Raw genomic sequence first — 24370 nt, forward strand, 5'->3', positions numbered from 1 at the left:
GCCAGCAACGTCCTGATCTTTTCCCTCTGAAATCGAAGGCGCTCGCACCTTGTGCCCTGCGTAACAATTGGCTGCAATCCATTGCAAGCTTTTTAGTGCGCGCGACATGAACAGCGTCCGTCCCGTCTATTCAGAATATCCGTCAACACGTATTTAAAGTGCCTGCGCGCTTTATATTCCCGTGGCGCTCTCTTAATCGAGCGCCTGAATCGTTACACCTTGAATATGGTATTAACCGTGAATAAAAATTTAATTGGCGTGAATGTTCTTCGCCGTGAAGAACGTCGACCTACGGATGCACTTGGCATATATGCAAATGCACTGGAACAACTGGGTCGCGAGTCTGTTTTCATTCTTGAATCACTGTCTGGCCCAAGCCGTGATCGCCGGGCGACGATCGTCGGGCTCGAACCGCTTTTCGAAGTGTGTATCGATGAGGGCCAGGCCCAACTGCGAGGCTGCGCCGCCCTGTGTGAGCATTTGTCCGCCAGCCTGCGGCAAGCGGGCATGCAGGTCGATCCGGAACACAAGATCCATCTACCCGACAGCGAGGCTGCGTGGAACCTGCTCCGGGCGATCCAGGCAACGTTCCAACCGGCGTCCAATGCCCCTTCCAGCCTGGCCTTCTTCGGCTATTTCTCCTACGACTGCGTTCGCCTGATCGAGCGACTTCCCGATCTGGCCAAACAGACCTACGACTACCCGCTCATTGCCCTGTCGGTCTATCAGACCCTGGTTTATTTCCACAGCAATGGCATCGTCGAAACCCTGATCAATAACCACGATCTCTGGTCGCCCCGCACGTTGGAGGACTACCCCTTCCTGAACACAACCCCGGCATCCGAGGCACTGGCTCCGCTACCGTACCCCGAGGGCTTCGAGGAAGAGCGCACGGTGACCCCGGAGAAATTCGTCGAGCGTGTCGAAGTGGCGATGGAGCACATCCGCGCCGGCGACGTCTACCAGATCCAGCTCGGTCATGAGATTCGCATCCGCTCGCAGGTTTCGCCGTTCGATGTGTACCAGAACCTGCGCCTGCGCAACCCCTCCCCCTACATGTACCTGGCCCACGTAGGCGGCATCGACCTGATCGGCGCCAGTCCCGAGCTGTTCGTCAGGATCAAGGACGACTTGATCGAGATGCGCCCGATCGCCGGCACCGTGGGCAAGAAGCCTGGCGTCGATCCGACTCAGTTGGTCCTGGAGCTGACCCGCTCCGAGAAGGAGCGCGCCGAACACCTGATGCTCATCGACCTGTGTCGCAACGATATCGGTCGCGTGTGCCAGGCCGGCTCGCTGGAGGTCGATGAGTTCATGCTGGTGGAAGAGTACTCGCACCTCTACCACATGGTGTCGAACGTTCGCGGCCTGCTGCGCCCGGGCCTGGATGCTTACGACGTGATCAAGGCCTCGTTCCCCGCGGGCACCATGTCCGGCGCGCCCAAGGTCAGGGCGATGGAGTTGATCGAGGGAATGGAAAGCAACCGCCGGGGCATTTATGCCGGGGCCCTGGGCCTGGTCGGTTTCGATGGCAGCGTCAACACCGCATTGTGCATTCGCTCGACGGTCTTCGATGAGGGTACGTACCACTTGCGTGCATCCGCCGGAGTGGTGGCCGATTCGGTGCCAGAGCTTGAGTGGAAAGAGACGCTGTACAAGATGGGTTCCGTCTATCGGGCAGTGACCGGCCAGGAGATCGCACTGTGAAAGTATTCTTGATCGACGCCTATGACAGCTTCGTCTTCATCATCAGCCAATACCTGGAACAATTGGGGCTGGAAACCCACGTCGAGCGTCACGACGTACCGGACCTCATCCAGCGCATTGAAGCGTTCTCACCGGATTTCTGCGTGCTGGGCCCTGGGCCTGGGCATCCGGCCGATGTGGGCTACATCGAAGTGATCAGGCACTTTCAGGGACGCCTGCCGCTGCTGGGTGTGTGCCTGGGTCACCAGGCCATCGGCCTGGCCTTCGGTGCCCAGGTTTGCCGGGCTCCACACGTGATGCACGGCAAGGTGAGCACGATCGAGAACGACGGCAAGGGCGTCTATGACCACACCCAGGCACAGGCGATTCGGGCGACCCGCTACCACTCGTTGATGATCAGCGAGCAGCCGTTACCCGACTGCCTGGAGATCACGTCCAGATCCACGGACGACGGCTATGTCATGGGCGTGCGCCATCGCCACCTGCCGGTGGAAGGCGTGCAGTTCCACCCTGAAAGCATCCTCACCGAAAACGGCCTGGACCTGTTCCGCAGCTTCATCCGGTGTCACGTGCACAAGTGATCCATCCGGAAGGGGCATGCGCCCCTTCCTTCCCCGTACTGCGACTGAGTCATTCCTGCTACAACGAGAGCGATCCGTTTATGGACAAACACCACTCCCCCGCCTGCGGCCGGACCCAGGCCGAGCGTGCCGCTACGCTGGCCGCCTTCACAAGCCTCGCCAAGGATGCCAACCGTTGCGATTGGGAGCGCCTGCTGAACAAAGTGCTGCGCCAACTCGGCTTCGGCAGCTACCTCATCAGCCTCGGGCCGGCAACGCCGAGGGATACCGACCCTCTCGCTGGCCTCATCACTACCTTTCCCAAACGCTGGCTGGAACACTACCGCTGTGATGGGTTGATCGAGATCGACCCGATACTCAGGCACTGTCGACGCGAGCTGGTGCCGCTTTTCTGGGACAGCGAGCGACGGCGTGCCCGGGGACGTTCCCGGCATTTCTGGGAGCAACGCGAACTACACGGCCTGCGCAGCGGCGTGAGCATCCCACTGCGCTACGAAATGCTCAGGGGAACCTTGAGCGTGGCCTTCGACGACACACAGATCACTGAACAGAAAGGGTTTTCCAATCCTGCCGTCTACCAACTGTTCATGCTCATCCCCTACCTGCTCGCCGGGATACGACATCAATTGCAACGGCCTGCCCAACCGCGCCAGGACCTGACGCCCAAGGAAATGGACTGCCTGTACTGGGCCAGCGAAGGCAAGACCACCTGGGAAATCAGCCACATCCTGACCTGCTCCGAACGCACCATCGACTTCCACCTGCTCAATGCGCGACGCAAGCTGGGCTCGGTAAGCCGCCAACAGGCCGTCAGTGCTGCGGTGGCCTGTGGGTTGGTCATGCCGACCGTTATCTCGCCGACTTACCGGTGCCAGAAATGAGCAAAAAAAGTAGTTTCTACGACAGTCCACCCTCAGGAATAACCCTGAAATTGAAAAAGACCCTGGATACCGACGGCTACGTTGACTGTCAGGGCAGCCTCGGCAACGGCGCTACCCTGCGAGTGGTCTCCACGGAAGACAAGGACAGCGATCCCTACGTGGGTTGAAGCTACGAGCAGGATGCTTCCTGAAATCCGGATGCCCTCCCTCGAAATACTCAAAGGCAGAGCCATCAATGCCCGGGCATTGGACGATTGGGGCGTTTTACATCTGTTTTTGCCTTGCCGAGCCTGGGCTCGCAATGCCGCTCGCGTGAGGCAGGCGGGGCATACGCAACAACTGACCGATCTCCTGCGCGCTGACCGCCTTGCTGAAAAAATACCCCTGGATTTCATCGCAGCCGTTGTCACGCAAGAAGGTTTGCTGCTCCTCGGTTTCGACCCCTTCGGCAATGACCTTGAGATTGAGCTTGTGCCCCAACGAAATCACGGCGGTGGCGATGGCTTTGTCATTCTCGTTGTCGGGCAGATCACGCACGAAAGACTGATCGATCTTGAGCCTCGCGATCGGGAAGCTTTTCAATGCGGCGAGGCTGGAGTAGCCGGTGCCGAAGTCGTCGATCGAAAGGCTGATCCCCATGGCTTGCAGGGCCTTCATTTTGCTGATGGCTTGCTGAAGGTCTTGCATGATCAGGCTTTCGGTCAGTTCCAGCTCAAGGTACATCGGGTCCAGTCCGGATTCCTGCAAGGCATGCATCACCCGGTCGATCAGGTCCCTTTCGATGAACTGGCGAGCCGAGATGTTCACCGACATGGTGATCGGCGGCCAGCCAGCATCCTGCCACGCCTTGTTCTGTCTACAGGCGCTATGAATCACCCAATCGCCGATGGGCACGATCAGTCCGGTCTCTTCGGCCTGGGGAATGAATTTGATGGGAGAGACCATGCCGAGTTCGGGATGCTGCCAGCGGATCAATGCCTCCACGCCGATGATCTGGCCTGACTGCAAATCCACTTGTGGCTGGTACAACAGCAGGAACTCGTTATTGTTGAGTGCGCTTCGCAGCCCGTCTTGCATGGCGAGCTTGCCCTGGACCTTGTTATTCATCTCGCTCGTATAGAACTGGAAGCTGTTGCGCCCCAGCTCCTTGGCACGGTACATGGCGGCGTCCGCATTGCTGAGCAACGTGTCGGTGTCGGTGCCATCGGTAGGGTACGTGGCCAACCCCATGCTGCAGGTGACGTGCAGCGTATGGCCGCTGAGTTGAATCGGCCGCAGGATGGCTTCCTGGATCTTGTGCAGGACGGGCGTCACGCCGTCCAGGTCCGAGGGCTGGTCGAACAGAATGATCACAAACTCGTCGCCACCCAGTCGCACCACGGTGTCGGTACGCCGTACACATCCCAGCATGCGCTGGGCGACGGTTTTCAGCAGTTCGTCCCCGGCACTGTGCCCAAGGCTGTCATTCACCAGTTTGAATTTGTCCAGGTCGAGAAACACCACTGTCACCAGCCGGTTGTAACGCTGGGCATATAGCATCGCCTGCTTGAGGCGGTCTTCGAGCAGCGTGCGATTCGGCAGCCCGGTCAGGGCGTCATGGTCACCCATAAAACGAATGCGTTTTTCAGTCAGTTGGCGTTCTATCGCAATGCCGGCAAGCGGTGTGGCCATCTCGATCAGTTGCGTCTCGGCCGCGCTGGGGCTGCGCACGGTGTTGGCATACAAGGCAAACGTACCCAAGACCTTTCGCTCATGGGACAGGATCGGCGTCGACCAGCAGGCGCGAAACCCATAGGGCGCCACGAGTGAACGGTACGCTTCCCACAGTGGATCCTGCTCGATGTCCGTGACAATGACCGGCTCTCGTCGATACGCCGAGGTCCCACATGAACCGACGTTCGGACCGATTTCAATTCCGTCGATGAGCTCGCTATAGGCTTTCGGCAAACTGGGTGCCGTCCCGTGCAGCAAGTGTTTGCCCTCCTCATCCAGCAGCAGGATGGAGACCTTCATGCCCTCCAGTTGGGACTCGACCAGGTGCGCCAGGCTATCAAGCACCTCTGTAAGCTCGGTGCTCCTGGCGATCAGTTCCAGGACATGACCTTGTCCGGCACGAACGATGGCCTCCTGCTCCAATCGATCGTTTTGCACGGCGAGCCGTTCTGTGGCGATACTCAGTTGGGCCGTTCTTTTTTCCAATTGAAGTCGGTCTTCGAGAAATTGATTCACCGCCCGCGCCATGTTGCCGATCTCGTCCTTCCCATGGTCGGCCATCATCAAATGCGTTTTGTCCGTGTGTTCCTGACGCAATTGCCGGCTTATTTCATTCAGGCGCACGAGCACATGACGCCCCATGAAAACCCGGGTGACGAACCAGGCGAACACCAGGCTGGCGCCCAACATGATCAGCACCCATCGCTGGCTGCGATTCGAGGCCTCAACCAGACGCTGTACCGCTTCGCGATAGTCTTGGGTGTAGGCATTCGATTGCGTACGGGCCACCGCGACCAGGACCCCGGCCTCATTCTTGAGTTGCTCGTTGAAACGCTGCAGGACGTTGTGTTGATCGATGAGCGTCTGGCGCAGGGAGAAAAGATCCGGAATCTGCACCTCAGCGTCGGATAACGCGCCGGCGGTGCGTGGCAGGCGCTCATACCGGGCCCGCAGCCGTTGCACGGCCTCACTGTCAACGGCCTGCGGCAGATCGAAAAGCAGCACCGCCAATTCCAGGCTGGCCCGGGTCTGGGCCGCCGTTAATCGAGCGGTGTGATCCGCCAGGGCCTGCTCGAAGGTGACCTCGGTTTGCAGCAGGCTTTCTCGCAGTTGCGCCACGATGTTGGCGGTATTGCGGAACATCTGACTCGACTGATGCATGTCGAGTATCGCCACGCCACTGTTTGCGGCAGTCAGTTGCTGCACCAGTTGATCGAGGGCTTCAAGCTGTTCGACGGTCGCTGCATAGCTTGAACGCAGGATGTCGGAGGAACGGGTTGTCAGAAGCTGGTCGGTCTGGCGTTCGATCAGCAAGGTGCGCTGCACCATGTCTTGCCCATTTTGCATGCGGACCAGTCGCTCATCCGTCAGCTGTCGAGTCGCGCTGTTCGAGGTGCGCAGCGCGTAGACCGCCGTAGCACCGCCTGCCAGGATCAGCAGCGCCAGCGTCAGAAACGCCAGGGTAAATTGTGCGCGCAGCGATTGGGGCAATAGCTGGCGTCCAAGCCGGGAAGTCACGTCCAACATCAGGGATTCCATTGGTGGCGATAGATGTCTCGATAGCCATTGTCAGGATCGTACTGGAATTTTTTCCCGCCATCGAAGGCGATATTGTCGTTATTGACCAAGTGAATCGGCGCGACGAAGCCGCTCACTGGCTGACCTGCAAACAGCCGGTTCAACTCATCCATCACTTGCCAGCCATGCTGGTTGAGCGGCTCGGCCACCGTCACGGTCTGGTAGGTTTTTGCCTGTATGCGCAGGAAAGCCGAAGCGCTGCCGTCACCGGCAGACAACAGACTGATGCCGTCACTGGGTATGGCGGCGCCGGTCAGCGAGGCAATCGAATAGTCAAAATAGATGTCGTTGATAGCCAACGCATGGGTCCAGCGTTTGCCATAGTGCTGAAGCAATTCCTTGGTCACCACCGGCATCCTCTCGCCACTTTCGGAGATCGCCACATCGCGCACCTCCAGCAACGTACATTCACGACAGGCCCGAATGACGTCTTCCATGGCCTTGGCTTTCGCCATGGCAATGCTGTACTTGGAGTCGGTCAGGATGACCACGCCGGCGCGTCCATTTGATTGCGCCACTGCCGCCATGGCCGTGAGACGCGCCACGTCAAGCGGGTCAGTCGTGACATTCATGGCCACCGGCGTGCCGTCAATCGGCCCCGGGCTTGCCCCGGCATGCCAGCCAACCACCGGTATCTCCTTGTTGGAAAAGAGCATCAGCGCGGCCTTGTTCTCGAGAGCGTCGGAGCCGCACAGGATAAGGCCGTCGGGCTTCGCGGCCAGGGCATCGGAAAAGGCTTTTGCGCGCCCGGCCGATGAGCCGGCACCATCGAATATCTTCAGCGTCCAGCCCAACGCATTGGCGGCCTCCCGGGCACCCTGTGCGACACCGACAATGCCTCCGTTACGCAAATCTTCTGCGACAAGCGCGATGCTCTTGCCCCGCTGGGCTTGCGGGCCGGATACAGGGCCGCTCCAGCGCGCGGCGCCAAGGGTGGCCCTGGCAACGACCTCCTGCGCTTGCATCACCGTGACCGTGGTGTCTTCGAGCCCCGCTACGGTCGACAGGTCCTGGCCGTATGCGCAAATTGCCGTGAAAAGACAGGAAACCGTCATTAAAGCCATCCGGAGTAACGAGGATCTTGCAAACCTGGGCCCAATCGAACAGGTTCGATCAGCGCATGTGATGCCGTGTGTGGGACCGGTGGTGCGATCGATGTCTGGCATGACGTCCCTTTTTGCCAAGAAGGCAGTGTTCCGAAAGAATAGTCGGTTCTGCTGCCACCAAGTTGGGTAAAAGTGCGACGCAGGTGATAAAAAATTGCAGGAGTCCAAGCCAGGACAGGGTCAGCCCAACCACCGATTCAAGCAAGCGAATTGCTGCATAAGGTGCAGCTATGCCCTGCATATCCAAGGTATTGTCCATACTTCGATCTGCAATCATCCTCCAGTGACATCTATTTCAAACCCTGAGGAGTCGCTGAGATGGTCACTGTCGTTGGTTTTTCATCCACAGGCGGACCGGACGTTCTAGAGGTCCGACAAAACGATCATGCTGCGCCCGGCCTCGGTGAAGTGTGGGTCGAGCAGCATGCCATTGGTATCAACTACCTCGACGTCAGCCAGCGCAACGGCGTGGTTCCCGTCGCCCTGCCGTCGGGGTTGGGCCTGGAGGGGGCCGGGGTGGTCGCTGCCGTGGGGCCGGATGTCACTCAAGTCAAAGTGGCTGATCGCGTGGCTTATGCCACCGGCCCGTTGGGTGCCTACGCAAGTGGTCGATTGGTTCCGGTCGGGAAACTGGTGCCCCTTCCCGACTCGATCAGTTTCCAGGATGCCGCCGCCGTTCTGTTCAAGGGCATCACGGCCCAGTACCTGCTCAAGAGCACTTATCCAGTGGGGCCGGGAACGGTCATGGTGTTGTATGGCGTCGCTGGCGGTGTGGGCGCCATCATGGCCAAGTGGGCCAAGCACCTGGGCGCTTTCGTGATCGGTGTCGTCTCTCGTGCGCAAAGCGTCGAGAAGGCACGTGCACTGGGCTGCGATGACGTCCTGGTTTTCGATGCACAGACGCTTGCGCAGGAGGTGGCTCGAATCACCGACGGCAGGAAGGCCGATGTGGTTTACGACCCGATTGGACGTCTCTCGTTCGCGGCATCGCTCGATTGCCTGCGCCCGCGCGGGCTGATGGTGTCTTTCGGCGCGTCGTCAGGCGCGCCACAAGCAGTCGAAGTGGGCCTGCTGAATGCCAAGGGTTCGCTGTTCCTCACCCGCCCTTCGATTGCCGCCCACACCAGCAGCGTCGAGGAATATCAGGCGCGCGCCGATGACGTCCTGGCTGCACTTCAGGCCGGGATCATCGAACCCGCCGTCTGGAAAACCTACCCGCTGGAAAACGCCGCACAAGCCCACGCGGACCTGGAAAGCGGCCGCGCTTCAGGTACTCTCCTGCTCACTCCCTGAGATGTCCTTGAGAAGCCTGGAGGCCGTGGACACGTGATCACACTGGATAGCCGCCACACAGACGAATTTGCCGCATTGCTTGCGCTCGAATCGCAAGGTTCATTTGTGGCGGCCGCTCGGCTTTTGCAGCGCCACCCCACGATCATTTCCAAGCGCCTCGCGGCGCTGGAAGCCCGGCTGGGGGTCAGGCTGCTCGAACGCAGCACCCGCCATATCCGCCTGACAGAGGCAGGAACCCTTCTGGTCAAGCGCCTGCGGTTGGCAACCGAGTTGATGGCTGAAGCAGAACAAGAGGCAGCGTCAGGGGCTGCCGAGGTGCGCGGCAATCTGCGGCTGGCGGTGCCGGCCGCCCTGGGCAGGCTCTGGTTGGCGCCGATACTGCCGGAGTTCCTGGCGGCCCATCCACATTTGACGCTCACCGTGAACTACAGCGAGCGCTTGGTTGATGTGATCGCCGAAGGCTTTGATGTGGCGATACGCCTGGGGGAACTCAACGATAGCCGCCTGATTGCCAAGCGCCTCGGCGATCATCGGCGCATTCTTTGCGCGTCTCCTGGTTATATCGAACGATATGGCTGGCCAGCGTCACCCACGGACCTGACCAATCACAACTGCCTGGGATTCACGGGGCTGGCGTCTTATCCTGAATGGAAGCTGATCAGCGCCAGTGAACAAGTGACCATACGCCCCCAAGGCTCCCTGGTGTCCAACGACAGTGAAGCGCTTTTGAGCGCGGCCATTGCAGGTACCGGCATCCTGGGTGCGGGGGAGTGGCTGTTCAGCCGGGCGTTGGCAAACAAAGAACTGGTCAGGGTATTACCGGACTGGGAGTTGGGGGCAAAAGGAGGGATCTACCTTATCCGGCCCTCGGCGAAATTCGCCTCCTGCGCCACATTGGCGCTGAAGGAATGGCTTGAGGCCAAGCTTGTCCAAACGGGCACTGCCAGGTCCTCATGAAACAGGCCGACGGCACAATATCAGCCAACCAAGAGAAAACCTGTAGGAGCAAGCTCGCCCCCACAGGTTTTTCGTTTCTCTGCGCCATTTTACCGCCCGGTGACGGCCATCCCAAGCCACCTCGAACACGTCCACTTCACCCCGGCTGACGCCAACTTATTGGCACAAAAACCAACGAAATAAAAATAAATTAATACAGTGACGGTTTCCCGACGCACGGTACCCCTGCGCCATTGCTGGGGGTTCAAATCGAAGCTCATCATTCGCAGGCAGCCCCCGCAAAACGTTTAGGCCAACGACCTGGACCACAGGAAGTAATTAATCGCATCTCTCAATGGAGCGACACCGAGATGATGACTGTTTATTTTGTTGTGATGACGATCTGCAGTGGCTTCGAAGGCTGTGTCGAGGAACGACAACCAGGGCCAACCTTTGCTTCCAAGGCAATGTGCATGGAGACGACCAAAGTCATGGCGCCGCGCAAAGGGGTGAAGTTCAAGTGTCGCAAAGGACGTATGTTGGTCGTCGAGACGCCGCCAGCAGAAAACTACGGCAAAATTGTCTCCACCAAGACCACGGGCCAGCCTTAGCAGTTGAAGTGGGCACGTCGCACCTACGAGCCGTTGGTAAGCATCTGCCACAACGACGCCCCCACTCCGGTAATGCTCTCCCCGGCAATCAACCCTGCCGCCGCGATGATGGCGAAGCGTTCCGTGAGGCTCGGCCAGCGACAGCTCGCCAGCCATGTCAGCACCGCACCAAGGGCCATCATCAGCGACACCGAGGCCGGCAAGACAAAGGCCAGGCCCAAGGCCGCCGTGCTGGGCAAGTAGCGAGCCCGATGCACCGGCAGCAGGCTGTCGAGAATCCCCAACAACAAACCGACCAGGCCGCCGATGAAAATCGCCCAGCGAATGCTCGCTGACAACGAATCCAGACCCAGGGTCAGGGTTTGCGCCACGGCCTTCCAGGTGGCGACCGCCGGGGCCGGCCACTCTTCGGTGAGCAGCATGGTTGGCGGGTCCGGGATCAGGGCCAGATAGGCCAACACCCCGACGATGCTACCGACGAAAATACCGAGGGTCTGGGCGATCAATTGTTTGCGCGGCGTGGCACCGATCGCCCGGCCGACCTTGAAGTCGTTCATCAGGTCGGTGCACTGCCCGGCCGAACCACCGGCAGTGTTGGCGCTCATCAGATTGATCGGCACCTGTCCCGGGGCGACGATGCCGAAGCTCAATTGGGACAATTGGCCGATGGCGCCGATCGGCGGAATGCCTGTGGCGCCCACCACCCGGGCGGCCACCGCCGCCAAGCAGATCGCCAAGGGAATGGTCAACAAGGCCATCCACGGATTGATGCCGAACAACAGCGCTTGCAGGCTCACCACCAGGATGATCGACAGCATGAAACCGACGGCAGGCCCAGGCTTGGGGATCGTCCAGATCGCCCCGCCGCCCGCCTTGGTGGAGCGGTGCAATGCCCACAAGCGAATCGCCAACGAGGCCAGGGTCGAGCAGACCATCAGGCTCACCCCCGGCCAGAGCAACCACTCCACCAGCGCCGCGAACTGCGGGCCGCTGCTGCCATGCGGCAACCGCACCAGGCCCTGCCCCAGCAGCCACGGCGCCAACCCGCCCCACGCCAGCAAGGCACCGAGCAGCAGGGTCAGGCCCACGCGAATACCGATGATCCCGCCGAACCCCACTAACAACAGCGAAGGGTCGGCGGTAAACGTCAGGCGCTCCAGTTGGGCACTCGGAGACCAGCGCGGGATGGCCCACATGAAGGTGTCGACCGCCTTGACCAACCCGGACAACAACGCGGCGCTGAGCAGCACCTTCAAGCGCGTCGCGGCTTCGTGGCCGTGGTTATAGATATGCAGCAGGGTTTCCAGGGTCGCCATGCCCTCGGGAAATTTCAGCGCCTTGTCATTGAGCAGTGACGGGCGCAAGTACCAGGCAATCCAGATCCCCAGGAAGCTTACCGAAAAGACCCAGGCCACCATGGGAATGGCGTCCAACTGCTGGCCGGTCAGCAAGGTATAGGCCGGGATAGGAGCGACCAACCCACCGGAAATGATCGACGCAGCGGCAGAGGCCACGGTCTGGTTGATGTTGCTTTCGTGCAGCGTCCAGGGCAGTCGCCCCACCGATCGACTCGCCAAGCCTTGCCAGATGCCATAGCCAACCAGCAAGGCGATGATCGACATATTGAACGACCAGCCGATCTTCAACCCGGCATAGACATTGGAAGGCGTCAGCAGGATACCGAGGACGATTCCCGTACTGACCGCACGCGGACTGAGTTCGCGTTCGACGGCGGTGGTCAAGGGGAATGTGGATGAGGTTGGGTGCATGCGAAGTCCTTATCGGCACTGGAGGGCGGCCGCCAGATTCAGACTGGCCCATGTGGGAGCGAGCTTGCTCGCCCCCCAGGACCACTTAAAACGGCACCTCAATAAGTGAACGCAGTATTGGCGCAAGGTTCACCCGAGTCGTCCATCCATGGGCTGGGCTCGACTTATTTTTCCCCCTCGCAATTGACCATCCAGGCAATCCCGAAACGGTCTTCGAACATGGCAAAGCGTTCCGCCCAAAAGGTCTTCTCCAAGGGCATGTACACGCTGCCACCTGCACTCAAACCTTTAAACAGCCGCTCGGCCTCCTCCACACTGTCGACATTGAGGGAGACCGACACGCCTTGCGGCTTGCGAAACGGCTGGCCTGGCGGGCAATCGGAGGCCATCAGGCTGAAGGAGCCGACGGTCAGGCAAGCGTGCATGATCAGGTTGGGATCCTTGGGCATCCCGGTTTCCTCGGGGGCCTCGGCAAAAGACATGGAAAACAGATCGCCGCCCAGTACCTCCTGATACAAAGCGAAGGCTTGCTTGCAGTTACCGTTGAAGGTCAGGTAAGGAATGATTCTCATGGTAGGGTCTCCTGTAGTCGGTTTCAGGATTGGCCAGACATCTGCGCCCGCAAGCGTTCTTCCTGCTCGCGCAATTCAGGGGTAAAGGACTCGCCGAACTCCTCGAGCTCGAAGATCTGGCGGATCTCGATTTCACTGTCGCTGACCATCGGGTTGGGGCAGCGCTTGACCCAGTCGATGGCCTCCTGCAATGACTGGACCTTGAAGATCCAGAAACCGGCGATCAACTCCTTGGTTTCAGCAAAGGGCCCATCGATCACCGTCCGGTCCTTGCCGGAAAACTGCACGCGCACGCCCTCGGCGCTGGGGTGCAGGCCTTCACCGGCGAGCATCACCCCGGCCTTGACCAACTCTTCGTTGTAGGCACCCATGGCGGCCAGCAGTTCCGCGCTGGGCATTTCTCCGGCTTCCGATTCCGGACTGGCTTTGACGATCACCATAAATCGCATGCTCTGATCTCCTGAGAGTGAATGGATTAGGCCGTCCGTGTGGCGGCTCTACGGACTAATCGAACGGCAATGGTCGAAATCGACAGATCGACGCCATTATTTTTCGATATGCCGCTGACACACTCAATGGAGCTGCCGACGTGACGACAAGCAGGCCGAAGCTGCAGATGACTATGCTTTTTGAACAGACACGTAGCGGAGATCAGTCCCCATGACCTCGAATCTTGCAGATATTTATAGCGACTACATTGCCTGCCTGAATGCACAGGATTGGGAAAACCTGGGCCTTTTTGTGCACCAGGAGGTGGTTCACAACGTGAGGCGATTAGGATTGCATGGCTATCAAAGCATGCTGGAAGCGAACTATCGGGACATTCCCGACTTGCGCTTTGAAGTCGAATTTCTGGTGATCGACCCACCCAAGCTGGCGGCTCGCCTGGCATTCAATTGCACGCCGGTTGGGGAGTTCCTGGGGCTTGCCGTTAATGGAGCACGGATCGCCTTCAGGGAAAACGTCTTCTACGCGTTCGAGGAAGGCAGGATCCGTGAGGTCTGGTCGATTATCGACAAGGAAGCGATTGAAGCTCAGCTCCATTCAATGTAGCGGATGCTCCAGGCTGTGAGTTGCAACTGCCTGTGCATCGTACCCGCCGGCAGCAGCGTCCCGGAGTGACGCGAAAACCAAATCCAGGAAGCAATCGTGCTCGACATCCATAGTTCGACGCACCTCGAATTGAGGAACCTGTCGATCCCATAGTCTGTGAGCCACCCTGGAGGAGATGGCGATGACACACACCCGCTTTTTTGGCAAAACCGTACTGGCCTGCACGTTCATCCTGGCGATGATCGGTTGGGGGATCGGCTTCTATGGCCCGCCGATTTATATGCAAGCGGTCATGGAGCGCACGGGTTGGCCGATCGCCCAGGTCTCGGCTGCCGTGACCGTGCACTTTCTCAGCGGCACGCTTGTCATCGCCAACCTGCCACGCCTTTACGCACGCTTCGGGATACCCGCCATCACCCTGCTGGGCAGCATCCTCCTGGGCATCGGGGTGAACATCTGGGCTCACGCCAACCAGTTATGGGTGCTGTATACCGGCGCCGTCTGCTCGGGTATCGGCTGGGTGACATTGGGGGCCGCGGCCGTCAACACCCTGATCGCGCCGTGGTACGTCAAGGAAAGACCCAAGGCCCTGGGCAAGGCCTACAACGGCGCCAGCCTGGGTGGCGTGATCTTTTCGCCGCTGTGGGTGTTGCTGATCGAGCGTTTCGGCTTTGCCATGGCGGCGCTGGTAATCAGCATTATCGCGGTGTTGCTCATAGGCGCCTTCGCTTTGCTGGTCTTCAACAAGAGCCCACAAAGCGTGGGACAACATCCCGACAATGCAAACCAACCGGAACCCGTGCCGATCAGCGCCAGCGCCACGCCGTGGACCGCAAAGCAGACCCTCAGCTCGGCAAGCTTCCGCACCCTGGCAGCCGGCATGTCCTTGGGGCTGTTCGCCCAGATCGGCTTGATCGCGCACCTGTACTCGATCCTGGTGGGTCGCATGGGGGCGCATGACGCCTCATTCGCCATGGGTCTGGCCACTGCCAGTGCGATGGGCGGGCGATACGTCGCCGCACGCTTGATGATCCAAGGCATGAACCGCCGACAACTGGCCTGCCAAGGTTATGCCATCCAGATGCTGGGCACGCTGATGCTTCTGGGCCTGGACCTTCACCCGACAGTGGCCTGGATAGCCGTGGTGTTGATCGGTTCAGGCATTGGCAATGCCACCTCCTTGCCCCCACTGATAGCCCAGACCGAGTTCAGCCGTGAACAAACCGCCAAGGTGATCGCCCTGATGGTCGCGATCAGTCAGGCCACCTACGCCTTCGCCCCAGCCTTTTTCGGCCTGGTGCGCTCCCTCTTCAGCGATCCGAATCACGCGATCGTCGCCGTCGTGACAGCAGCAGTCGTCGTGCAGGGGCTCGCTATTTGGTCGTTCTATCGGGGCGTATCCGCTCGCCCCTTCAAGAAAACCGTTTTCTGACTGCGGTTCTGACTCAATAAAGGGGAACGCACAACGTTCGCGTATTGCTCCAACAGCCAAGCCAAGTCTCGGTAACGGATCGCTAAATGATAGGCCCCGAGCCTGGCCGGCGCTGATCGCCGGATGATGAGCATATCGAGCAATCCGCCGGACCCCGCGCTATCTGCGCAATACCAAGCTACCTGGGCTTCATGAGCCCGCCTTGGATTGGGAGCACGCCCGGTGCGCGGCATCGCTTCCCCAGGCATCGCGCAACGGTTAAGCTCCGTCGCCCCGAAAACGCCCGTATGAAGGCCGGGGGCAAAAGGACAACCGAACCCTCAGGAGCCACCATGTCATCTTTCAAAGTCATCGCCACCGCCATCGCCCTCGCCTCACTCGTGGGGTGCGCCACCAGCCGCTCCGAGGTGGACGTCGTCGGCCCCGCGCCGCAAGCCAGTACTTCCGGCCAAGGGCAGCAGGTGTATATCAGCGCAGTGGATGAGCGGGTGTTTCAGATCAAGCCTCGTAGCGCCGATATTCCTTCCCTGAAAAACGATGAGGAAGTGAACGATACCAGCGTCACCCAACGGGCCATCGGACGAAAGCGCAACGGTTATGGTAAAGGGCTGGGCGATGTAGTGCTGCCGTCGGGTCGTACCGTGTCGCAATTGGTGGGCAATGCGGTGGCGACAGCCTATCAGCAGGCCGGGTACCAAGTGGTGAACACCCCCACGCCGAGCGCCGCCAACGTGAACGTGCACATCGTCGAATACTGGTCGTGGTTCTCTCCAGGTGCGTTCAGCGTGGCGGTGAATAACAAGGCCCACCTGAAAATCGAAACCCAGGGCGCAGCACCACTGGAAGTGGTTTCCGGCGCACGCGACAGCATGCAATTGGCCACCGACAGCGATTGGAAGAAGATCAACGAGCAGGGCCTCAGCGCCATCGTGACCGAGACGGCCAAGCAACTGGGCAAGCCTAAGCCATAAGGCGACATTCAGTCCTGGGCGAGAGAATATCCACTCACCATGGCCGGCGCGTGCCTGCCGGCCATCACCCAAGCCGCCTTCGATTTTGTCTCTGGAAATCCGTCAGCTGGTTTAGCCGCACGATGGCCAAGCAGGCGCGTGAGGCGACGGGGACTCACAGTCCCCCTCACAGCATCGTCATGCAACCGCCGTTGCAGTTGCTCTGGAACGCCAGGCAAAAGCCAACACCATCAGCAGCCCCAGACCCGCCATCGCCGCTCCGGCCAGGGAAATCGCCGGATAACCCAGCCCGGCATTGATCACCGCTCCGCCCAGCGCCGCCCCTATCGCGTTGCCGAGATTGAAGGCACCTATGTTCACCGCCGAGGCCAGATTGGGCGCGTCCTTGGCGGCTTCCATGACGCGCATCTGTAGCGGCGGAACCAGGGCGAAACTGGCGATACCCCATATCAGGATGGCCACGGCGGCCGGCAGTGGCCAACGCATCAGCGCGGTGAACGCCAGCAAGACGAGAATCAGCACGCTCAGCGAAACGATCAGGGTGCGGTCTATCGAGCGGTCGGCGGCCTTGCCACCCCACATGTTGCCCAGCGTCAATCCCACACCGAACAGCACCAGCATGGCGGTGATGTAAGCGGTGGATGCGTGGGTCTCGTTGCTGAGGATCGGTGCGATGTAAGTGAAGACGGTAAACATGGCCCCCGAGCCGACGACGGTCAGGGCCAACGCCCCCAGCACCGGGCCACGGCCCAGTACCCGAATTTCAGCCAGCACGCCGACGCCTTGCGGCATTTGCAGGTTGGGCAAGGCGAACCACAACGCGGCCATGGTCACCCCGCCAAGGCCGGTGATACCCCAGAATGTCGTGCGCCAGCCGAACAGTTCGCCAAACCAGGTGGCCAGCGGCACGCCGCCGATGGTCGCCAGGGTCAGGCCCATGAACATTGCCGCCACCGCCCCGGCACGTTTCTGCGGAGCGACCACGCTGGCGGCGACGATGGAGCCAACGCCAAAGAACGCACCGTGGTTCAGTGAGGTCACCACCCTGGCGACCATGAGGCTGTAGTAATCGGTCGCCAGGGCTGACATCAGATTACCCAGGGTAAAAATCGCCATGAGCCCGATCAGCAGATAGCGCCGGGGGATCCTGCCGGTGGTCAGGGTCATCAATGGCGCGCCGAGCAGTACGCCCAAGGCGTAGGCACTGACCAACAGACCCGCAGCGGGAATGGAAACGCCGAGATCCGCAGCGATGCCCGGCAACATGCCCATGGGGGCGAACTCGGTCACGCCGATGCCAAAGGCACCGATGGCGAGTGCAACAAGTGGTGGATTGATACGCATGGAAGGCTCCTCATCTATGCTGCGAATGCTACGATCCCGTCTTTTCAGGCGGTAGATAGCATTTTTGGCAATCACCTTTGCGCAAGAGGCACAAATGGACTTCAACGGTAGGTCAGGTGAAATGAGCGTGTTCGCCACCGTGGCGCGGGAAGGCAGCCTGTCAGCCGCCGCGCGTGCATTGGGGCTGACACCCTCGGCGGTCAGCCGGATCATCGCGCGTACCGAACAACGCCTGGGTACCCGCCTGCTGTTGCGCACCACCCGCGCGATCACTTTCACCGCCGAGGGCGAGGCGTTCCTGCGCGGCGCACGGCGTATCCTGGCCGACATGGACGAGGTCGAAGAAGCCATCGCCGACCAGGGCGTACCCAGGGGCCGATTGCGGGTCAGCGCCGCCCTTGGCCACGGGCGGCTGGCCATCGTTCCCTTGGTGGCAGCCTTCAGCGCCCGCTACCCGAACATCGTCGTCGACCTCACCCTCGGCGACGAAGTCGTCGACATTCTCGGTGGCCAGGCCGACGTGGCGGTGCGCTTTGGTCATCTACCCGACAGCCCGCTGACCGCGCGCAGGATCGGCGACACCGGCCAGGTCGTGGTGGCATCGCCCGAATACCTGCAGCGCCACGGCATCCCCCAGGAGCCGGAAGACCTGCTACGACACAACTGCCTACGCTTCAACTTCCGGCGTGCCGAACCCAACTGGCCGTTCATCCGCGACGCCAGGGAGTTTTCCCTGAAGGTCAGCGGCAACATCGAATGCAGCAGTGGAGAGGCGCTGGCGCAACTCGCGCGAGTCGGTGCCGGCATTGCGCGTATCGGCGAGTTCACCGTGAGCGAAGACCTGCAGCGCGGCGACCTGATACCGCTGCTGGAAGCCTGGAACCCAGGCGACCGAGAACCGATCCATGCGGTGTTCGTGGGGGGCTCGGCAATGCCGGCGCGGGTGCGGCTGTTCGTGGATTTCCTGCTGGAGCATCACCGGATGTAAGCGGTGGCGTCACTTAATCCTCCGGGTGCTTGAGATGTGGCCTGGCATAGCGTCAACCGCGAACAGGGACTATCTTAAAGCCCTGACGGCCGTGGCTCGTCGCACCGATAACAATAACGCCGTGCCCGCCCTCTGAAGCGGCACGCTACACGGAGCCTCCCATGACTCGGCATAGCGCGCAGCCCCATCCGAGCGAACTCGCTGCCTTCGTCAACGAGCACTTCCCTGAGCGGCGAATCAGTCCGGACCGAGTGATTGCCCAGTCCTGGTATCGCAGCGTCATAAAACATCGACTCGATCCCTCCTCGTCCGCACGCCTGGATGTTCTTTGCGCCGAAGACATCCGCCAGCATCAGCAACGACACCAGCAGTACCTCGATATCGCCAGCCAGGGCGTCAGCGGTTTGGCCCGGCGCGTGGTACCGGCCGGCTTCGCGGTGTTGCTCAGCGATGAACACGGCATCACCCTCGATGCCCGCCTGCCCGACCAGCCTGTTCCTTATGTCCGCTCGGGCCTGGTGGTCGGCGCGCGCTGGGACGAGTCCATCGCCGGCACCAACGGCATCGGCACCACGTTGGCTGCGACCGAGCCTTTGATCATCCACCGCGAGGAGCACTTCCTCACCTCGAATGCTCGCCTGAGCTGTTCCGTTGCGCCGATTTTCAACGCCCAGGGCCTGCTGCAGGGTTGCTTGAACGCTACTTGCCTGAACAGCAATGGACCCAAGGAAAGCCAATACCTGACCTTGCAGTTGGTGATCCTGTATGTCCGCTTGATCGAGAACGCACACTTTCGCCAAAACTACCGGGATCGGCTGACTCTCTCGCTCAAGCCCATCGACGAGATTGCCGATCTCGCCAACGAGCAATTGCTGGCGCTGGATGACAGTGGTCGAGTGATCGGTGCCAATCACGCGGCCTTTGTCGCCCATGACCAGGCCCATGGCCCCCATCTGCTGGGCGGCCCTATCGACCAACTGCTGCCCATGGGCGTCGACGAGCTACTGCGCCTGACCAACGGCGGCGCCCGCGGCCTGCGCCTGCGTGCGCGGCATGACGAAGCGCTACTGGACCTGAGCCTGCGCATCCCCGCGAGCCATCACCGTCTGGCGCCCGCGCCGGCCAAGGCACAGCGGCCCCGTCACCCCGATCTGGAGCAACTGGCCGGTGATGACCCGACGCTGCAACAGGCCGTGCGCCGTTTGCGCAAGGTCATCGACAACGACATCGCCATCCTGATCACCGGCGAGACGGGCACTGGCAAAGAAGCCTTCGCACGGGCCATTCACCAGGCCAGCGCGCGCCGGGACGAGCCCTTTATCGCACTCAACTGCGCGGCAATCCCCGAGAGCCTGATCGAGAGTGAACTGTTCGGCTACCGTGGCGGTAGCTTCACCGGTGCCGATAAAAAAGGCATGAAGGGCAAGCTGGAACTGGCCCAAGGCGGCACGCTGTTTCTCGATGAAATTGGCGATATGCCGGCCCATCTGCAAACCCGTCTGCTACGCGTGCTGGCCGAACGGGAGATCACCCCCCTTGGCGCCCCAGTGCCGGTATCACTGGATATCCAGGTGATTTGCGCCACACACCAGGATCTGAAAGGCATGCTGCGCGACAAACACTTCCGCGAGGACCTGTTCTATCGCCTCAATGGCATGAACCTCAGTCTGCCGCCCTTGCGCGAGCGCAGTGACCGCGCGCAACTGATCCAACATCTGCTCGACAGCCAGGTCGAAGCCAAGGGCCTGCAACTCTCCGCCCAAGCCCACCGGTGCCTGCTGGAAGCACCCTGGCCTGGCAATATCCGCCAACTGATCAATGCCCTGCGCTACGCGGTGGCGCTGGCCGAGGACGGCAATGTCGATGTCGACTGCCTCCCCGCCGAACTGCTGCAGGGCGACGCGTATGCCCGGCTGGCCAGCCCGTCCGTGGGCAGCGAACCACCCGCGTCGAATCTGCTGGAGATCTTGCGCCGGCATCGGTGGAACATCAGCGCGGCAGCCGCCGAGTTGGGGGTCGCTCGCTCGACGCTCTATCGACAGATGAAAAAGCAACGTTTGGTGCAACCCAACGACCGTCTCTGATCCCAAATAAAAACACCCAGACCCTCAATCTGACCTGGGTGTTTTTTAGGGCTGTGGAACTGTCACGCCTGGATATACACCACATGGGTATGGGTGTATTCGTACAGCCCGTGCTTACCATCAGCACCGCCAATACCTGACTTGCGCGTCCCGGCGTGGAAGCCCTGCATGGCTTCGAAGTTCTCGCGGTTGATATAGGTCTCACCGAAATCCAGCGAGCGGGTTGCCTGCATGGCAGCGCTCAGGCTCGCAGTGTAGATCGACGAGGTCAGGCCATATTCGCTGTCATTGGCCAGTGCAATCGCTTCGTCAAGGTCATCGACAATCTGGATCGGCAGCACCGGACCAAAGATCTCCTTGCGCATGATTTCCATGTTCGCGGAACACCCGGCCAAAACGGTTGGCTGGTAGTGGAAACCCTGGCCCAGATCAGCCACCGCGCCGCCGGTGATAATCTGCGCACCCTGCCCGCTCGCGGTCCGGACCATTTGCGCCACCTTGTCGAGCGCCGCGCGATTGATCAGCGGCCCCATGTCCAACCCATGTTCGGCCAGAGGGTCGCCATACCGGGTGGCCGCCATGGACGCCGCAATACCGTCGATAAACGCATCGGCCACCTTGCGCTCGACGTAGACTCGCTCGGCGCAGTTGCACACTTGCCCGGTATTGATCACCCGCGAGGCCGTAATCGCCCTGATCGCCAGGTCCAGGTCGGCGTCAGCCAGAACAATGGCGGGGGCCTTGCCGCCCAGTTCCAGATTGAGCTTGGTGATATTCGATGCCGCAGCGGCCATGATCCGCGAACCGGTGCCGACGCTGCCGGTGAAGCTGATCAAGTCGATGCCTGGGTGGCTGGTCAGCGCATGGCCGACCGTAGCGCCGGTGCCGCACACCACGTGGAAGACGCCAGCGGGCAGATCGGTCTCGGCCACCAGGCGAGCGAACTCGAAACAGTTGATCGGCGTTTCTTCACTCGGCTTGATGACGATGGTATTGCCGGTCAAGAGCGCAGGCGCCATCTTGCGGGCGATCAGGAAGAACGGGAAATTCCACGGCAAAATCCCGGCGACCACGCCGAGGGGTTTGCGCAGCAAAAAGATGCTCTCGCCGGACCGGTCGCTGCTCAGCACTTCGCCTTCCAGGCGCCGCGCCCACTCGGCCATGTAGTCGAGGTAGTCGGCCGTGAAATTCACTTCGACCCGCGCCAACTCCAGAACCTTGCCCTGTTCGGCAGTAATGGTCCGAGCCAAACGCTCGCCGTGTTCGCGCACCTTGCTGGCGATTTTGCGCAGATAGCCCGCACGTTCAATGGCCGGGCGGCCAGCCCAGGCCTTTTGGGCTTGGCGCGCGGCTGCGATGGCCTGCTCGACTTCGGCGGTGCTGCCTTGGGGCACGCGCCCAAGCAACTGGCCGTTGGCCGGGTTATGGACCTCAAGATGCTCGTCGCTGGCGATAAAGGCATTGGCGATGTAGTTCTGGTAGATGATGTCACTCATATCCGCGTCTCTCCTGTCGAGGATGTGCGACCGACCGGCAAGGCTACCGGCCGGCCGGAGGCTTATTGCTTGGCGCTGAATTTTTTCCAGGCCAGTCCTTCGTCCTGAAGGTCGTGGGCCCGCTTGATCAGGTACTGATGGATCTGGTCGACCTGCTCTGGGGTAAAGGCATCGGCAAAGGACGGCATGCCATCGGGCACACGCCCACCGAACAGGATGCCGAGGAACATCTGGTGTTTCTCCGGCGTCAGCTTGCGAAGATCCGGCAACACGCCGCCGCTGACCGCGTGGATGCCATGGCACTGCGAGCAATATCCGTCATAGAGCTTGCCGCCGGCTTCGATAGCCGCTGTGTCGGTGCTCAGCGCGGGTGGTTTCGGGGTATCGGGACGCGGCGCCGGTTCCTGCAACTTGGCGGTGCCGCCAATCTTGTAGGTCAGCACCTGGGAAAAGGGCTGCACCCCGGCACGCAGCGACAGGGCGCCGGCAAAGGTGGAAAATGCCCCGCCCCAACCGGCCATGAACGTCACGTACTGCTCGCCATCGACGCTGTAGGTGATCGGTGCTGCCATCACCCCACTGGCCGCAGGTTGCTCCCAGAGTTTCTTGCCGGTGTCGGCCGCGTAGGCGATCACCCGGCCATCGGCGCTGCCTTCGAATACCAGGTTACCGGCGGTACTCAAGGTGCCGCCATTGAAGATGGTTACGTAGGGCACTTCCCAGGCCGGCTGCTGCTTGACCGGGTCCCAGGCGATCAGCTTGCCCGACCAACCCTTGGCCATTTCCAACAGACCGTCGACATTCTCCGGCATCATTCCGGTCCGCAGGCCCAACTGGTACATGCTCTTGAAAGGGTTGCGCTTGGGCGCCTCGGGAATGTGCTCGTAGTAGGCGGACATGATGTGGGCCGGGATATACACCAACCCGGTGTTCGGGTTGTAGGACATTGGCTGCCAGTCATGCGCGCCCCAGAAGGCCGGCGTCACCAGCTTGCGCTTGCCGTCCTTCCAATAGGCAGCGTTCTCGTCATCGACGATTGGCCGACCTGTCTTCATGTCCATGCCCTTGGTCCAGCTTTGCGGCACGATGCCCTTGGCCGAAAGCAACTGGCCGGTGGCGCGATCGATCACATAGAAGAAGCCGTTCTTGGGCGCCTGCATCAGCACCTTGCGCGGTTTCCCGTCGATGGGCAGTTCAGCGAGGATCATATGCTGGGTCGCGGTGTAGTCCCACGCGTCGCCCGGGGTGGTCTGGTAGTGCCAGACGTACTCACCGGTATCGGCGTTGACCGCGACAATCGACGACAATCGACGACAGGAACAGGTTGTCGCCCTTGGCCTGGCTGCGCCATTTCGGGTCCCACAGCGAACCGTTGCCGACACCGATGTACAGCAGGTTCAAATCCGGGTCGAAGGCAAACGAATCCCAGGCCGTCCCGCCACCGCCCTGCTCGACAAACGCGTCGCCATGCCAGGTCTTGGCGGCAATGGCCATACCCTTGTCTTCCGGTGGTAGCTTGGGGTCGCCGGGCACGGTATAGAACCGCCAGACCTGCTTGCCAGTCTCGGCATCGTAGGCCGTGACATAGCCGCGCACGCCAAATTCCGCGCCGCCGTTGCCGATCACCACCTTGCCGTTGACCACCCTGGGCGCGCCGGTGATGGTGTAGCTGCGCTTGTGATCGGCCCGGGTATCGACCGACCAGGCGCGTTGACCGGTCTTGGCATCGATGGCCTCCAGGCGCCCGTCAAGCACGCCCACGTACACCTTACCCTTCCACACAGCCACGCCACGGTTGACCGCGTCGCAGCAGGCTTCGCCCGCGCGGTTACGGTCCGATTGCGGGTCGTACTTCCAGATCAACTTACCGTTACGGGCATCCAGCGCGTACACCACCGAAAACGGCCCAGTGGTGTACATCACGCCATCGACCACGATCGGCGTGGCCTCGACACCGCGATCCAGATCAAGCTTGTAGCTCCAGGCCAGCCCAAGCTGGCCGACGTTCTGGTCGCTGATCCGTTTGAGCGGGCTGTAGCGCTGCTCATCATAGGTCCGTCCGGTGCTCATCCAGTTGCCGGGTTCTTTATCGGCCGCAATCAGTCGCTGACTGTCGACGTTGGCTGGCGTCTCAGAAGCCAAGGCAGACGCAGTGGCCAGGCTCAACAGCAAAGCGGCGACGAGTGATTTCAGAGGGATACCGGCGACGATAGATCGAACACCGGAAAACGAGGCATGACCAATCTGTCTCATGG

18 protein-coding genes and 2 pseudogenes are annotated in these 24370 nt (G+C 60.8%); 12 read left to right on the forward strand and 8 right to left on the reverse strand.

The features are described 5' to 3' along the window. The first annotated feature begins 225 nt into the window (after positions 1-225). The 4 genes from BT116_RS00810 to BT116_RS30955 all read left to right on the forward strand — a co-directional run bounded on the left by BT116_RS00810 (position 226) and on the right by BT116_RS30955 (position 3336). Complete coding sequence (locus tag BT116_RS00810) at positions 226-1707, forward strand: anthranilate synthase component I family protein (RefSeq protein WP_170845912.1); 1482 nt, start codon at positions 226-228, stop codon at positions 1705-1707. Further along, the gene (locus BT116_RS00815; RefSeq protein ID WP_063321726.1) at positions 1704-2288 is read left to right on the forward strand and encodes an anthranilate synthase component II; all 585 of its coding nucleotides are present in this window, start codon (positions 1704-1706) and stop codon (positions 2286-2288) included. The genes BT116_RS00810 and BT116_RS00815 overlap by 4 nt, the downstream gene beginning before the upstream one ends. An 80-nt stretch (positions 2289-2368) precedes the next feature. Then, entirely contained in the window at positions 2369-3169 is an 801-nt protein-coding gene (locus BT116_RS00820) for an autoinducer binding domain-containing protein (protein ID WP_072339179.1), read from the forward strand. Further along, positions 3166-3336, forward strand: coding sequence for a hypothetical protein (locus BT116_RS30955; RefSeq protein WP_170845906.1), 171 nt, complete (start codon positions 3166-3168; stop codon positions 3334-3336). The genes BT116_RS00820 and BT116_RS30955 overlap by 4 nt, the downstream gene beginning before the upstream one ends. A gap of 65 nt (positions 3337-3401) precedes the next feature. Here BT116_RS30955 and BT116_RS00825 read toward each other — a convergent pair. Then, positions 3402-6421: pseudogene (locus BT116_RS00825) on the reverse strand (EAL domain-containing protein). Beyond that, positions 6409-7428 carry a substrate-binding domain-containing protein gene (locus BT116_RS00830; protein ID WP_072339918.1) on the reverse strand — a complete coding sequence of 340 codons (1020 nt, stop codon included), beginning with the start codon at positions 7426-7428 and terminating at the stop codon, positions 6409-6411. The pseudogene BT116_RS00825 and the gene BT116_RS00830 overlap by 13 nt, the downstream one beginning before the upstream one ends. A gap of 456 nt (positions 7429-7884) precedes the next feature. Between BT116_RS00830 and BT116_RS00835 the strand changes: the two genes are divergently transcribed. The 3 genes from BT116_RS00835 (at position 7885) to BT116_RS00845 (ending at position 10406) form a co-directional block, all read left to right on the forward strand. Continuing rightward, a complete protein-coding gene (locus BT116_RS00835) occupies positions 7885-8859 on the forward strand; it encodes a quinone oxidoreductase family protein (RefSeq protein WP_072339181.1) in 975 nt (324 codons plus the stop codon). Positions 8860-8892: 33 nt separating this feature from the next. Further along, on the forward strand, positions 8893-9816 hold the full coding sequence (locus BT116_RS00840) for a LysR family transcriptional regulator (protein WP_072339183.1): 924 nt from the start codon (positions 8893-8895) through the stop codon (positions 9814-9816). A 350-nt stretch (positions 9817-10166) separates the two neighbouring features. Beyond that, complete coding sequence (locus BT116_RS00845; RefSeq protein ID WP_072339185.1) at positions 10167-10406, forward strand: hypothetical protein; 240 nt, start codon at positions 10167-10169, stop codon at positions 10404-10406. A 23-nt stretch (positions 10407-10429) separates the two neighbouring features. Here the strand turns inward: BT116_RS00845 and BT116_RS00850 are convergent, their stop codons facing one another. The 3 genes from BT116_RS00850 to BT116_RS00860 form a co-directional block, all read right to left on the reverse strand. After that, the gene (locus BT116_RS00850) at positions 10430-12175 is read right to left on the reverse strand and encodes an OPT/YSL family transporter (RefSeq protein ID WP_072339187.1); all 1746 of its coding nucleotides are present in this window, start codon (positions 12173-12175) and stop codon (positions 10430-10432) included. A 164-nt stretch (positions 12176-12339) separates the two neighbouring features. Further along, positions 12340-12747 (reverse strand): VOC family protein, encoded by a 408-nt coding sequence (locus BT116_RS00855; protein ID WP_072339189.1) that lies wholly within the window; start codon positions 12745-12747, stop codon positions 12340-12342. Between the two features lie 23 nt (positions 12748-12770). Continuing rightward, positions 12771-13196, reverse strand: coding sequence for a YciI family protein (locus BT116_RS00860; RefSeq protein ID WP_072339190.1), 426 nt, complete (start codon positions 13194-13196; stop codon positions 12771-12773). A gap of 211 nt (positions 13197-13407) precedes the next feature. Between BT116_RS00860 and BT116_RS00865 the strand changes: the two genes are divergently transcribed. The 3 genes from BT116_RS00865 (at position 13408) to BT116_RS00875 (ending at position 16203) form a co-directional block, all read left to right on the forward strand. Further along, positions 13408-13800 (forward strand): ester cyclase, encoded by a 393-nt coding sequence (locus BT116_RS00865; RefSeq protein ID WP_072339191.1) that lies wholly within the window; start codon positions 13408-13410, stop codon positions 13798-13800. A gap of 181 nt (positions 13801-13981) precedes the next feature. After that, positions 13982-15232 carry an MFS transporter gene (locus BT116_RS00870; RefSeq protein WP_072339192.1) on the forward strand — a complete coding sequence of 417 codons (1251 nt, stop codon included), beginning with the start codon at positions 13982-13984 and terminating at the stop codon, positions 15230-15232. A 332-nt stretch (positions 15233-15564) separates the two neighbouring features. Next, positions 15565-16203 carry a YajG family lipoprotein gene (locus BT116_RS00875; protein ID WP_072339193.1) on the forward strand — a complete coding sequence of 213 codons (639 nt, stop codon included), beginning with the start codon at positions 15565-15567 and terminating at the stop codon, positions 16201-16203. Between the two features lie 177 nt (positions 16204-16380). Here the strand turns inward: BT116_RS00875 and BT116_RS00880 are convergent, their stop codons facing one another. Then, positions 16381-17547, reverse strand: a complete 1167-nt coding sequence (locus tag BT116_RS00880) for an MFS transporter (RefSeq protein ID WP_072339194.1) — start codon at positions 17545-17547, stop codon at positions 16381-16383. A gap of 94 nt (positions 17548-17641) precedes the next feature. On the opposite strand from BT116_RS00880, the gene BT116_RS00885 reads away from it, so the two are divergent. After that, positions 17642-18535: a LysR family transcriptional regulator gene (locus BT116_RS00885; RefSeq protein ID WP_072339195.1), complete on the forward strand. Its 894-nt coding sequence runs from the start codon at positions 17642-17644 to the stop codon at positions 18533-18535. Between the two features lie 161 nt (positions 18536-18696). Then, positions 18697-20619, forward strand: a complete 1923-nt coding sequence (locus BT116_RS00890) for a sigma-54-dependent Fis family transcriptional regulator (RefSeq protein ID WP_072339197.1) — start codon at positions 18697-18699, stop codon at positions 20617-20619. A gap of 62 nt (positions 20620-20681) precedes the next feature. Here the strand turns inward: BT116_RS00890 and aldA are convergent, their stop codons facing one another. Together aldA and BT116_RS00900 are read right to left on the reverse strand one after the other, a co-directional pair. Beyond that, on the reverse strand, positions 20682-22115 hold the full coding sequence (gene aldA / locus BT116_RS00895) for an aldehyde dehydrogenase (RefSeq protein ID WP_072339199.1): 1434 nt from the start codon (positions 22113-22115) through the stop codon (positions 20682-20684). Between the two features lie 62 nt (positions 22116-22177). Then, a pseudogene (locus BT116_RS00900) lies at positions 22178-24368 on the reverse strand (PQQ-dependent dehydrogenase, methanol/ethanol family). Positions 24369-24370 lie beyond the last annotated feature (2 nt).

The sequence above is a fragment of the Pseudomonas sp. NFACC16-2 genome (genome assembly GCF_900119205.1).
Taxonomy (GTDB): Bacteria; Pseudomonadota; Gammaproteobacteria; order Pseudomonadales; family Pseudomonadaceae; genus Aquipseudomonas; species Aquipseudomonas fluorescens_Q.